General features: G+C 62.9%; 6 protein-coding genes. 4 read left to right on the top strand and 2 right to left on the bottom strand.

What is annotated here, in order from left to right; genetic code table 11:
• Positions 1-68 precede the first annotated feature (68 nt).
• Positions 69-6,827 (bottom strand): peroxidase family protein, encoded by a 6,759-nt coding sequence (locus BMI88_RS16220; protein WP_078550396.1) that lies wholly within the window; start codon positions 6,825-6,827, stop codon positions 69-71.
• Positions 6,828-7,081: 254 nt separating this feature from the next.
• On the opposite strand from BMI88_RS16220, the gene BMI88_RS16225 reads away from it, so the two are divergent.
• A complete protein-coding gene (locus tag BMI88_RS16225; protein ID WP_168174007.1) occupies positions 7,082-8,566 on the top strand; it encodes an ATP-binding protein in 1,485 nt (494 codons plus the stop codon).
• Between the two features lie 197 nt (positions 8,567-8,763).
• Positions 8,764-9,426, top strand: coding sequence for a response regulator transcription factor (locus tag BMI88_RS16230; RefSeq protein ID WP_158522160.1), 663 nt, complete (start codon positions 8,764-8,766; stop codon positions 9,424-9,426).
• A 39-nt stretch (positions 9,427-9,465) separates the two neighbouring features.
• On the opposite strand, the gene BMI88_RS16235 is transcribed toward BMI88_RS16230, so the two are convergent.
• A complete protein-coding gene (locus BMI88_RS16235; RefSeq protein ID WP_078520656.1) occupies positions 9,466-10,239 on the bottom strand; it encodes a 3-hydroxybutyrate dehydrogenase in 774 nt (257 codons plus the stop codon).
• 318 nt (positions 10,240-10,557) lie between these two features.
• Between BMI88_RS16235 and BMI88_RS16240 the strand changes: the two genes are divergently transcribed.
• A complete protein-coding gene (locus tag BMI88_RS16240) occupies positions 10,558-12,384 on the top strand; it encodes an extracellular solute-binding protein (protein WP_078550402.1) in 1,827 nt (608 codons plus the stop codon).
• Positions 12,381-12,500 carry a lipoprotein gene (locus BMI88_RS19955; RefSeq protein ID WP_338113616.1) on the top strand — a complete coding sequence of 40 codons (120 nt, stop codon included), beginning with the start codon at positions 12,381-12,383 and terminating at the stop codon, positions 12,498-12,500. Before BMI88_RS16240 ends, BMI88_RS19955 begins: the two co-directional genes overlap by 4 nt.
• The last annotated feature ends 118 nt before the right edge of the window (positions 12,501-12,618 follow it).

Below are 12,618 nucleotides of genomic sequence, written 5' to 3' on the forward strand. Positions count from 1 at the left end.
CCTCCCACCAAGATCTTGAGACTTTGAAAAATCACGCCCGGCGGACCCCTCCGCCGGGCGCTACCCCCTTAGTTCACCCCATTGAAATCAGAGGCGTCGAGCATGTGACGGCCCGCGATGTCGATCTCGAAATCGGCATCCAGATCGTCGTCGACATTACCCGCGACAATCGTGTGCTCGCCGTCGTCGCGCATCTCGTAGGAGACGCGCAGCTCGCCCGCGGCGCTGAAATCGCCCGCCGCGAACAGGACGAAGGATTGCGAACCGGCCGCGCCCTGATCGGCGTCGATCCCGCTCAGGTCGATCTTGTCGCCCGGCGCGAAACCGTTGATCCGGTCGCCATCGGCATCGGCCGCGGAGGTGAACACGAAAGTGTCGTGACCGCCGCCGCCATCCATCACGTTGACCGCGCTGTTGGCGATGATCGTGTCGTCGCCGCTGCCGGTGATGACATTCTCGAAGCTGTAGATCTGATCCGCGGTCTCGCCGATCATCACCTGACCATGGCCGTTGGTGCCGTGGCCAAGATCGACCTCGACCGAGGCCTGGATCGCGGCGTAGTCGAGCGTATCCGAGCCCTCCCCGCCCCAGTAGCTGTCGGCGCCGTCGTTTTCGGTCGCGATCACCGTGTCGTCGCCGTCATCGGCAAAGACCATGTCGCGGCCCTTGCCAGCCTCGATCACGTCGTCACCCTCGCCTCCGAAGAGACGATCCGCGCCCCCGTCGCCGAAGATCATGTCGTCGCCTTCGTTGCCAAGCGCATTGTCCGCGCCACCGCCTGCGAAGATGACGTCATTGCCCTCCATGCCGATGAAGGTCTCGGCGGTGTCGTCGCCGACCAGCACCAGCCCGTCGGGCATCGCACTGTCGGAGCCGTCATCGCTACCACTGCCGCTATCCGAGCCGTCCTGATCGGAGCTGTCGGAGCGCGTGCCATAGCGCGCACCGTGGACCTCGTCCTGCGGACGTTCGGAGCCCTCAACCATGTCGTCGCCGCCGCCGCCGTTGAAGACGATGCGGTGATCCGAGGTGAGACCCGAGATGTCGACAGTGTCGTCGCCCGTATCGCCGTTGATGGTAATCGTGGAATAGGCAAGGCTCGTGCCCGAGAAGTCGCCCACGATCTCGACACGGTTGCTTCCGTTGAGCGCGTTGTTGCCGTCATCGGCCGTCACGTCGAGCATGTTGACCGTGATCTCCTCGATATTGGCGAGTTCTGCGATGACCTCCCCATTGCGCACGATCACGATCTCGGCGGCGGCGGCGTTGTTTACCGTTACGCCTGCCGCCATCGCTGCCGCGACCGTGTAGATCACGAAGTTTTCGCGTTGACTGGTGCCATTGATCACGAAGCGATCCCCCGCCGCGCCATTGGCGCCACCATCGACGAAATCGCGTCCATCAGTGCGATCAGGTTGACGCCGACCGGCTCTGGTGGCGGTCCACACGATGGAGTCATTGCCATCCCCGCCGGTAACCGTGTCATCGCCTTCGCGGCCGTAGATCGTGGTGTCATTCGTCGCGCCGGTCAGGTTGATCACCTCGTCCGTCGCATCGCCGGTGACGATATCGAAGGTTTCGGTGACTTGCGTGCCCGACGCGTCGGTCGCGCGGATCGTGGCGGTGAGGGACTCGTTGTCGCCAAGCCCGCCCTGAATGCGGATCTGATCGTCGTTGGTCCCGGTGAGCAACACACCCGGCGAGCCGGAAAGCAGCTCGTAGGTCGCCTGGCCGCCGAAGGGCACATCCGCGCTCAGCCGGGCGATGGTGCCGCCGCCACTGCTGCCGGTCGCGTTCCACATGATGTCCGACATCGGATCGGGATTGAGCGAGATCGTCTCGCCATTCGCGAACTCGGCCCATTCGACACCGACGAGGATATCCACCCCGTCGGTCGCGACCGGGTTGCCCTGATTGTCGGTGCCGTTGCGCAGATCGGTGATCTTCACCGCCTGCTGGCCGTTCATCGAGATCAGCTCAATCCGGTAGTCGTCGCGATTGCCGGTATAGAGCGCCGTATCGGTGCCCTCCGTCCCGGTATCGCCGAGGATATGGCCCAGCGAGCCGTCCGAGAACTGAACGCGGGTGTCGCCGGTGCCGTACCAATCCTCGATGAAGCCGGTCACGGTCACCGACTGGTCGTGACGGTTGTCGCCGATCCAGTAGAGGTTCGAGTCCACGATCACGCTGTCGCCGAAGATGAAATCGGCCTGCCCCGTGGTCTCGTCGCCGCCATCGCCCAAGCCGGTCAGCCGGTCGTCCCCGCCGCCGCCCACGAGATAGTTGTTCATCCCGTTCGAGCCGATGCCATTCTCGTCCGCGCCGGTCAGATCGTCGTTATATTGCGAGCCGACAAGCCCTTCGAGGAAGGCATATTGGTCCATCAGCACGGAACCGGTGCCTGCGTTGTTCGAAGTCTGCAGGTTCGCGACCACGTTGATATAGGCGTCCTCGTAGGAGCCGATATCCATGTCGCCCTCGGTGCCGTCTCCGTTGAACTCGATCACCGGGTTGAGCTGCGCCGGGCTGTCGCCGTTGAGACGGTCGCCATCGTTCGCGGTCGGGCCGAGGCCCCCTTCGAGCAGGTCGTTGCCCGAGCCGCCGTTGATGTTGTCGTCGCCCACGCCGCCGACCATCCAGTCCGCGCCGTTGCCGCCGAACATCTCGTCGACGCTGTCGCCGCCATCCATGTAATCGTTGCCGTCACCGCCCATCATCAGGTCGGTGTCGCCCTCGCCATAGAGCCGGTCGTCGCCATCGTCGCCGAAGACCTCGTCGATGCCGTCGCCGCCATGGACCTCGTCATCGCCCGCGTTGCCGTGGGAGGTGTCGAGCACACCCGGGCCGGCAAAGATCGTGTCGTTGCCGTTCCCGCCGAGGATGAAGTCGTCATTCTCGTAATCGGTGATGTAGTCGTCGCCGTCGCCGCCATAGATGTGGTCGTTGCCCTGTGCGCCTTCGATGCGGTCGTTGCCCTCGTCGCCATAGAGCACGTCATCGCCTAGAGCCCCGACGATGAAGTCGTCGCCCGAGAGGCCGATCACCGTGATATGGCCGTCATTTGCGGGGCCACCGGGGACGGTTTCGGTCAGTTGGACGTTGTCGAAGAGCGTGTATTGGCCGGTGCCGTCGGTCTCGACCACGATGCTCAGGCCCAGGCCTGCGAGATCGGCGGGCACGGCATCGGTGCTTAGGGTCACCATGTCCCAGGCGTCGTCCGTCGTGACGTCGTCGTCATCGAGCGGCGGCGCGAAAACGGCGCTGGCCAACACAGTGCCATCCGAGGCCACCAGTTTGACCGTGCCGCCGGTCGCGACATAGCCGATCTTGTCGCCCACTTTGAGCGTCAGGGTGTAGACATTTCCCTCGACGAGCTCCGTGCCGGTGTCGGCCGTCATCGACGCATTGCGGCCAAGCTGGGCAACCTGCGTGCCTTCGGGCAGGAAGGGCACCGCAGCTTCGGTGGGCGCCCAGGTGCCGCCGGTGCCGTTGAGGGTCCAGCCCTCGATCGCCCCGTTGAGATAGGTGCCGCGCGCATTGGTCGGGGCTCCTGCCGCGACGAGATCCTGCGCCTCGAAGCCACCATTTGCGAGCGCGACGTCGCGCACCTCGTCTGGCAGCCGCTCCAGCGTCGCGTTGAAGTAGTCGTTGTCGCCATAGGCGTCATCGACACCCAGCAGACCGTCGCGCGCATTGTCGTGGTAGTCGCCGCTCGAGGTCGTCCCGTCGAGCACATAGGTCGCCGAGGGCGTGGCAAAGGCGTCCGGGATATGCTCCAGCCCGGTGGTGCGCATGATCAGATGGGCGAATTGCTCGCCGATGATCTGGTCGCCCAGATGGTGGCCGACCGGCATCCGATAGAGGTAGTAGAAGCGGTCGCCATCCTGCAGGCGCTGGGTGAAGTCCAGCATGATGAAGCTGAAGGTGGTGCCCAGCGGGCCGTCGAACATCGCCTGTTCGGCCAGACCGCCGACCCAGAGGTCGATATCCCAGAAGCCCTGATCGCCCTGCCCGCCCGAGAGCGACCAGCCCACACCCGGCGTGTAGGTCGGCTCTCCCGAACCGCGCATGAACATCAGCGCTTCGTCATGCAGCGGATCGGACGCATCGGCTGCGGCATCGAGGATCGCCTGCGCCGCCGCGCGGATTTCATAAAGCTCGCCCGTGCCCGCCTGATAGGCGTCGCGCGCGGCTTGCAGCCCGAAGGTGCCGTCCTCATCCCGCCCATAAGCGGCGATGAAGTTCACCAGCGATTCCGGCGTGCGCAGATGCGCCCCGAAATCTTCCCAGCTGTGATAGGGCGCGATGCCCGAGCCATTGGTATTGTTCGAGGTGTTCTGGGTCAGCCCGTCGAAGACTTCCATGCGCAGTTCGTTCAGCGTCGGCAGGCCGACATCGCGACCGCGAGCGATATTCAGCGCGGGCAGATCGAGCGGCACACCCACCAACGACTGCTGCAGCGCGGCGGTAACGAATTCGTCCATCTCGTTGCCCTGCTGGGTCAGCAGACCCGCCGCGATCCCGGACGCGCCATAGACGTCGAACTGATCGGGATTGAGGAAGACGTCGAAGAGGCCCTTCTCGACATAGGTCGGCACGTAGCCCGGCTCGCCCGGATTGACGCCCGCCTCGTCGGTCACCGCGATCTGGACGGTCTCGCGCAGCTGCGAGTGCCCCAGACGGAACACGGCCTGCGCGAATTCGAGGCTGATGTTGAGGTTGATATCGGCCGAGTAGGACACGAACTCCGGCAACGCCGGGTAAAGCGTGCCCATGTATTGGTCGACCGCGATATGGTTGTATTCGCTCTCGGTGATGATGCGTGCGGCCTGATAGACGCGCTCGCCATCCCAGGTGAGGCTGTCGACGATGGCCTGCACAGCCGCGTCGTCGGTCAGATCGGTGCCAGCCCAGCTGTCGAAGGTGATCTGGTCGATATCCACCGCCAGCCAACCTTCATTCGCCGCATCCGTGCCGTTCAGCCCGTCGATATCACCGCTTGCGATCGCATCGCGGACCGCCGACATCATGACGTTTTGCGCCTGGATGTTGTGCTCTTCGTGGAAGACGTGGTGCACCGAGGTCAGCGTGATGTTCTCGTTCACGCGGCCATCGCCCGAGACCTTGTGACGGGCCAGAAGCGCGTCATCGTAGGTGAAGGCGCCCGCATTCGGGTCCGACGCCGGGTCGAGCTCGTTGCCCTGGAAATCGGCGCCCGGCGAAGCGCCATGCGCGATATCCAGAAGGATCGCCTGATTGGTGGTGCGTACCTCGCCGATATCGGCCGCGGCGCATTTGCCCTCCATCGCATCCTGCAGGGTCCAGCGCACGAAGGGGTCGTAGCCCGCAGCTGCCACATCGGCGAAGGAGGTGTAGGTCATGCCCCCGATCTCGATCCCGGTCGTGGTGGCAATCGCTTCGAGGTCGGCGATGCTCTGATCCGAGCGGAACAGGAAATCGCTCTGCGGGGTGAAGTTCATCCGGCCGATCGCATCTGCGTTGATCCACGGGCAATCGAGCACATCCGTGTCGACCAGTTCGATCCCGATCCGAGCCGCATTGACCTTCATGTCGGCCCAGGTCGCCAGCTCGTCCTTGCCCGTGACCTCCGTGCCATCGGGTGCGACTGCCGCCCCCGTCGAGACGTCGAGTTCCACCAGATTGCCATTCGCATCCGGGCGATGGACGATCCCGTCCTCGGCCCCGGTGATCAGCTTGCCGGTGAGGACGCCATCGGCATCATATTGGCGCAGCAGCACGTTTACCGCCTCATGCGAGCCGTAGGTCTGGCTCTGGTCGATCATCAGGCCGGTATTGTTGTTGTAGAGCGGCGTGACACCCGGCAGCAGGTTGCCCTGATCGTCGAAATCCGTATCGGGGTTCGACAGTTTCGCCCGGCTCAGCATCATCATGTTCGAGACGCCGGGGATGTAGGCCGGATCGGCGGGATCGATCCAAAGCGGATCGTTCGGGCTCAGCGGGATCATCACCACGCCGCCGGTCTTCTGGATGAAGTCCAGACCGTGATCGAAGAACTGCCCGAAGGCCACGAACCATTCGTTATAGGTGACACCCCCGAGGATGCCGGGGTTCGGCATGAAGGCGGTGGTAATGTCGCCCACGACGGAGTTCGACACGTCCACGGCCGAGCCGCCCAGATTGTTCATCGCGGCGACCGCTGCCGGGTTGTAGTTCGGATCGGTCATGTCGACGTTCGAGCTGGTGATCAGCTGCGAGATCAGGCGCGGAGTGGAATCCACCACGACCGAGCTGTTGAGAATGTCGAGCGTCGAGCCGTCCGTGCCGAACTGGTATTCGGCCTGCGCATCCGACATTGCCACCATCATCGACATCGCGTCGACGGTCGGAATGTAACCCTCCGCGCCGGGAGCCACGCCATTTGCGTCGGCCACGAACATCGAAGGCGACATCGACATCGGGTTGTCGACCAGCACCTGCTTGGAGGTCGCGACATAATCGGGATCGTCGGGAAGACGGCCCTCGCTGTCGGGCAGCACAAGCGTCACCCACATCTTCTGCACGGTGGCGTAAGAGGTGCCGTATTCCGGCTCGGTCGGGTGGTTGGTGGTGAACATGCGCAGGAACTCGGTATCGGCCTGCCCCCAATCTGGATGCACATTGCCGCCGGTCCAGACGATCGTGCCATCCGCGCCGACGGTATAGCCGCCCGCGAGGTTGTTGTTATAGCCCGACACTTCGCGCACCCCGTTCGGGTCGAGCGCGCTCGTCAGTCGGGAATAATCGTTCAGGATATTTGCCTGTTGCAGCAGATAGTCGAGATCGGCTCCGGCCAGTTTGATCGTCATGTCAGCCCCCTAAGACCAAATCGGGCCGCATCGCGGTCCCGTGTCACACCCATCGCCGGTGCTTGGCTCATCAGGAGGCTGTGCGAGACGGCACTTACCCCTGTGCCACGTCTCGCGCCGTCACCCCCCACAAGCACGGCGCTTTTTCCTGCCTTCCATCAGGCCAGCAAATCGAGGGGGCGAAAATTGTCTTAGGTCGAACGAGATTTTCCCCTATGGTCGGGAACGCTCCTCGCCAAAGGACGCAAGGGACTATGGGACAAAGGTCTAAGAGCGATGCGACCAAGGTCGGGGGTTTGGGGGCCCCGGACCCGGTGCAGACGGTGCGAAACCCGCTGCGCTGGTTTCTGGGGTTTTCGCTGTCGCTGCAGTTTCTCGTGGGGCTTGGGCTGGTGCTGAGCCTCCTGCTCGCCTCCCTCGCGTACTGGATCAACAACCGTGCGACGACCCGGTTGCTCGATGCCTCCGCCGACACGGCTGCATTCTACATGCAGAACCTCTTGCAGCCGCATGTGCAGGCGCTGGGCCGATCGGAGGCCCTGCTCCCCGAGGATTTCGTAGCCCTGGATGCGCTCGCGGAGGGGTTTCGTAAACAGGGCAATTTCCTCGCCATCAAGATCTGGAGCCGCGAAGGGAAGCTGGTCTTCGCGCCCGAAACCGGGCATGGCCATGTCCTGCCGGACGATGAGATTTTCGAGGCGCTCAAGGGGAAGGTCTTCGGGCGCTTTCCCGATCTGGAAGACGCCGCCCATGATGCCGAACGCGCGCTGGGCGTGCAGCTCTATGAGATCTACGCCCCGCTGCGCGATATCGAGACCGGCGCTATTCTGGCGGTGGGCGAATTCTATCAGAATGCCGATGTGGTCCGGGGCGCGCTGCTGACCTCCGCCAAGACGACGTGGCTCTTCGTCGGGCCGGTGGCGATCATCGTCTTTACCATGCTCTACCTGATCGTGCGGCGCGGCAGCCTGACGATCGAGCGCCAGACCGTCGAGCTCTGCCGTCAGTTCGCCGAGCGCGAGCGTCTGCTGCTGGGCAATTCGCAATTGCACCGCTCGATCGCCGAGGCAGCCCAGAACGCCGCCAATATCGACGAGCGCGCGAAACGGCGCATCGGGGCGGACCTGCATGACGGGGCGTGCCAGCTTCTCTCCTACCTGGTGCTGGAGATCGACCGGCTGGAGCATATGATTCGTTCCCCCGGCGCGACCGATGAGCCGAAAGCGGCCGGGATTGTCGCGGAAATCAAGAAAGTCGCGCGCAAGACGATGGAGGAAATCCGTGCCATCTCGGGCGGATTGGTCGCGCCGCAATTCGACGCCGCGCCGACGCTTGCCGCGCTGATCGAAACGCTCGCCACGGACCATGGCCGACGCACCGGGGCGCAGGTCACACTCGCGCTTGCGCCGGGCGCGCCGGAGCTGACCGAGACGACGCGGCGCACCTTGGGTCGGATCGTGCAGGAGGCCTTGGCCAATGCTGCGCGTCACGCGCCCGGATCGAGCCAGAAAATTGAAACCTATCAAGAAGATGGCTCTTTCGTCCTGCGCATTTCCGACAGTGGCCCGGCCCCCGGCCACACCATCGAGCAAGAGCGCGAATACCGCGAGGGCGGGCTTGGCTTGCCGGGGATGCAATTCCGGGCGCAATCGCTTGGCGGAACGCTCGAATTTAACCGTCTCGAGCCGCAGGGCGCGGAGGTGGTTTGCCGCATCCCACTCGATCCAGACACCCCCTAAAGGTGACGCGAACGTAATCCTAACGGTCTATAGCCATAGCCAGATGGGACTATTCTGTAAGCGTCTTTCTTTATTGTGTTTATTCAGGACACCTTCATTCTGTTGGTCAGGGGGAAGAAGGATTTCGCGGCATTCCGGACGGCATGGCCGTCGCGCGTTGGGGAACGCAGTCGCGGGATCGTTTAAGGGGTATTTCCATGTCTGATTTCGTGCCGACGACGGCTTGTATTGTCGATGATCATCCAATTTTCCGGCAGGGGCTGTGTGCCGTCCTGCAAGACGCGCTCGGGATCGACGTGATCGATCAGGGCAGTTCCGCCATCGACGCGATCGAGCTTGCCCGAACGCGCAGGCCGGACGTTATGATCCTCGATCTCAGCATGCCCGGCGGCGGGCTGAACGCGCTGCGCAAGATCATCGATCATGACCCGTCCATGCAGTGCATCCTGCTGACCGCCTGCGACGAGCCTGCAACCGCGATCGAAGCGATGAGCGCGGGCGCGAAGGGCTATATTCTCAAGGGCGTGGGTGTCTCGGAGTTGCAGGCCGCAATCGACGCGATCCTGCATGGCGGCACCTTCGTCTCGCCCAGCTTCGCGGCGGCGCTGCTGCAGGCGGCGCTCTCTGGGCAGGAGAAATCCGAAAGCGAGAACCTCACCCATCGCGAAATGCAGGTGCTGCGGGAGTTGGAACGCGGCAAGACCAACCGCGAAATCGCCACGCGCCTCGCAATCAGCGAGAAGACGGTGAAGTTCTACATGACGAATATCATGCAGAAATACGGGGTGAAGAACCGCTTGGAGGCCGTGATCGCCCATCGACAGGCGCATGAGCGCGCGCTCTCGTCGCGCCCCTATTGATCCGGCGGAGCGTGCCCGCTCCGCCAGAGGATTTTCCGATTACAGCGCAGTCCAGCCGCCATCGACCGAGATCGTCGTCCCGGTGATCTGCGCAGCCGCATCCGAGCACAGGAACACGGCGGTGCCGCCGATCTGCTCCACCGTCGCGAATTCCTTCGAGGGCTGACGCGCAAGGATGACCTTCTCGATCACTTCTTCCTCGGTCATGTTGTATTCCTTCGCCGTGTCGGGGATTTGCGCCTCGACCAGCGGGGTCTTCACATAGCCCGGGCAGATCGCGTTTACGGTGATGTCTTCCTTCGCGGTCTCGAGTGCGGTGACCTTCGTCAGGCCCACGACGCCGTGCTTGGCCGAGACATAGGCCGATTTATAGGGCGACGCGGTGAGACCATGCGCGGAGGCGATGTTGACCACCCGGCCCCAGCCCGCCTTGCGCATCATCGGCAGCGCGACCGCGGTGGTGTGGAAGGCCGAGGTCAGCATGATCGCGATGATCGCGTCCCACTTCTCGACCGGGAAGTCCTCGATCGGCGAGACGTGCTGGATGCCCGCATTGTTCACGAGGATATCGCATTTGCCCGCCTGCTCGATCAGCGCGCGCGCCTCGGCGCCTTTCGACAGATCGGCCTTGATATAGCGTGCGGTGACGCCGAATTCCTTTGCGATATCGGCGGCGAGCTGGTGGTCCTCATCGCGATCGGTGAAGGAGTTGATGACGACATCGGCACCGGCCCGCGCCAGTTCGCGCGCGACCCCGAGACCGATCCCGGAATTCGACCCGGTAATGACGGCGGTTTTTCCCTGAAGCGACATGTTCTCTCCTTCGGTGGCGATAAGTTACGGATTCGCCGGGATCATGCCGTGCCGCGCCTGCGAACGCCATGCTGCAAGCGCAATACCGCGTGATATCGCGGTGAGGACCTTGTTTTCATGGGGAATGACGTAAAAAAAGACGCCCGCGCAAGGGCGGGCGTCAAGTCATGAGGCAGGTTTCATACAGGCAAGAAACCTATCGAGCAGTGCATCCCTTATAAGCAATCCTGCGCCGCTCTCCAAGGGAAAAGTTTGCGCAGTTTCAAACCTCTCGCTAGCTTGGCGCCAATAAATGCAGGCAAGGCAGGGATTGTTAACATGACGAGATCGGTGTTTTTCTATTTACTCGGCGGGGCGCTTTTCGGGCTCGCCCCTGTATTTACAGGGATCGCTGCCGCGGAGCCACAACCTGCGATTGCAATGTATGGAGAGCCTGCACTTCCGGCCGGCTTTACCCACCTGCCCTATGCCAATCCCGACGCGCCCAAGGGTGGCGAGATCAGATTTGGCGTGGCCGGCATGTTCGATTCGCTTAACCCGTGGATTCTGAACGGGCGCCCGGCGGAGGGAATCAGTCGCTATGTCGCCGAATCGCTGATGGGCCGCTCGATGGACGAGCCTTTCACGCTGTACGGGCTTCTCGCCGAATCGGTCGAGACCGATCCCGACCGCACCTGGGTGGAGTTCACCCTGCGCCCCGAGGCCAAGTTCTCCGACGGCAATCCGGTGACGGTCGCAGATGTGATCTGGTCCTATGAAACGCTTGGGACCGAAGGTCATCCGCGCTACCAGAACGCCTGGTCGAAGGTCGAAAAGATCGAGAAGACCGGGGATCGCAAGGTCCGCATCACCTTCAAACCCGAGGTGAAGGACCGCGAAATGGCGCTGATCATGGGGATGCGCCCGGTTCTGGAGAAAGCGCAGTGGGAGGGGCACAACTTCGCCTCCACCACCAATATGGCGCCGATCGGGTCCGGGCCTTATGTCGTGGGCCGCGTCGATCCCGGCAAATTCATCGAGCTCAAGCGCAACCCCGATTACTGGGGCAAGGATCTGGGCTTCAACAAGGGTCGAAACAATTTCGACACGATCCGCTACGACTATTTCGGCGATGGCGGGGTCGTGTTCGAGGCCTTCAAAGGCGGCGAGACCGACAGCTATACCGAATGGAACGCCGCCGACTGGGGCCGCAATTACAACTTCCCCGCCGTGCAATCGGGCGACGTGGTGAAATCCGAGATCCCGAACGGGCGCCCCTCGGGCATCAAGGGGCTGGTGATGAACACCCGCAACCCGGTCTTCGCCGATTGGCGGGTGCGTCAGGCGATGATCGACGCGTTCAACTTCGAATTCATCAACAAGACGATCAACGGTGGCGCCGAGCCGCGGATTTCCTCCTACTTCTCGAATTCCGAGCTTGGGATGGAGCACGGCCCCGCAGAGGGTAAGGTCAAAGCTCTGCTGGAGCCCTTCGCTGATCAACTGCCGCCCGGTACGATCGACGGCTACAGCCTGCCCACCTCCGACGGCGGCGTGCGCAACCGCAAGAACATGCGCGCTGCGGCGAATCTGCTGGAAGACGCGGGCTGGCAGGTCGACAGTGACGGCGTGCTTAAGAAGGACGGCAAGCCCTTCACTTTCGAGATAGTGCTGCAGCAAGGCGCGGCAGAAACGCAAAGCATCGTCGATATCTACATCGAGGCGCTCAAGAAGCTGGGGATCTTCCCGAAAGTGACCGTGATCGATGACGCGCAATATACGCAGCGCACCAATGCCTATGATTTCGACATGGCGTGGTACTGGCGCGCGCTGTCGCTGTCGCCCGGTAACGAGCAGAACCTTTATTGGGGCTCGAAAGGCGTGAAAGAGCCCGGCTCGCGCAACTGGATGGGCATGAACTCCCCCGCCGCCGAGGCGATGGTCAAGGCCATGCTCGACGCCAAAAGCCACGAGGATTTCGTCGCCGCGACCCATGCGCTCGACCGAGTGTTGACTGCAGGTCGCTATGTCATCCCGATCTGGTATGCCCCGGTTGACCGCATCGCCCATATCAAGCAGCTTCACTACCCTGAGAAGACCCCGCTATACGGGGCATGGCCGGGTTTCCAACCCGATGTCTGGTGGTATCAAGAGGCAGGACAATGAAAAAACTCATCCTTCTGGCAGCAGTCGCTGCGGCATTGGCAGGCTGCAACACGGTGGCCGGTGTGGGCGACGACATCTCTGGCGGTGCGCGCTCGGTGCAGGGCTGGTTCAGGTAACCTCGCGGATCTGATCACGATATGGAACCGCGCGAGGTATCTTTGCCTTGTGCCTTGCAAAGCCCCCCGGGCGTCCCTTTCTCAGACATAGGGCCGCCCGTGAGACGAGCCGCGAAGA

Origin of the sequence: Thioclava sp. F36-6, assembly GCF_002020305.1 — a bacterium.
GTDB classification, from domain to species: Bacteria; Pseudomonadota; Alphaproteobacteria; order Rhodobacterales; family Rhodobacteraceae; genus Thioclava; species Thioclava sediminum.

Bases quoted from the DNA above. Each gene is read 5' to 3' on its own strand.
- BMI88_RS16220 (WP_078550396.1), bottom strand. From the start codon at position 6,827: ATGACGATCAAACTGGCCGGAGCCGATCTCGACTATCTGCTGCAACAG.
- BMI88_RS16225 (WP_168174007.1), top strand. From the start codon at position 7,082: ATGGGACAAAGGTCTAAGAGCGATGCGACCAAGGTCGGGGGTTTGGGG.
- BMI88_RS16230 (WP_158522160.1), top strand. From the start codon at position 8,764: ATGTCTGATTTCGTGCCGACGACGGCTTGTATTGTCGATGATCATCCA.
- BMI88_RS16235 (WP_078520656.1), bottom strand. From the start codon at position 10,239: ATGTCGCTTCAGGGAAAAACCGCCGTCATTACCGGGTCGAATTCCGGG.
- BMI88_RS16240 (WP_078550402.1), top strand. From the start codon at position 10,558: ATGACGAGATCGGTGTTTTTCTATTTACTCGGCGGGGCGCTTTTCGGG.
- BMI88_RS19955 (WP_338113616.1), top strand. From the start codon at position 12,381: ATGAAAAAACTCATCCTTCTGGCAGCAGTCGCTGCGGCATTGGCAGGC.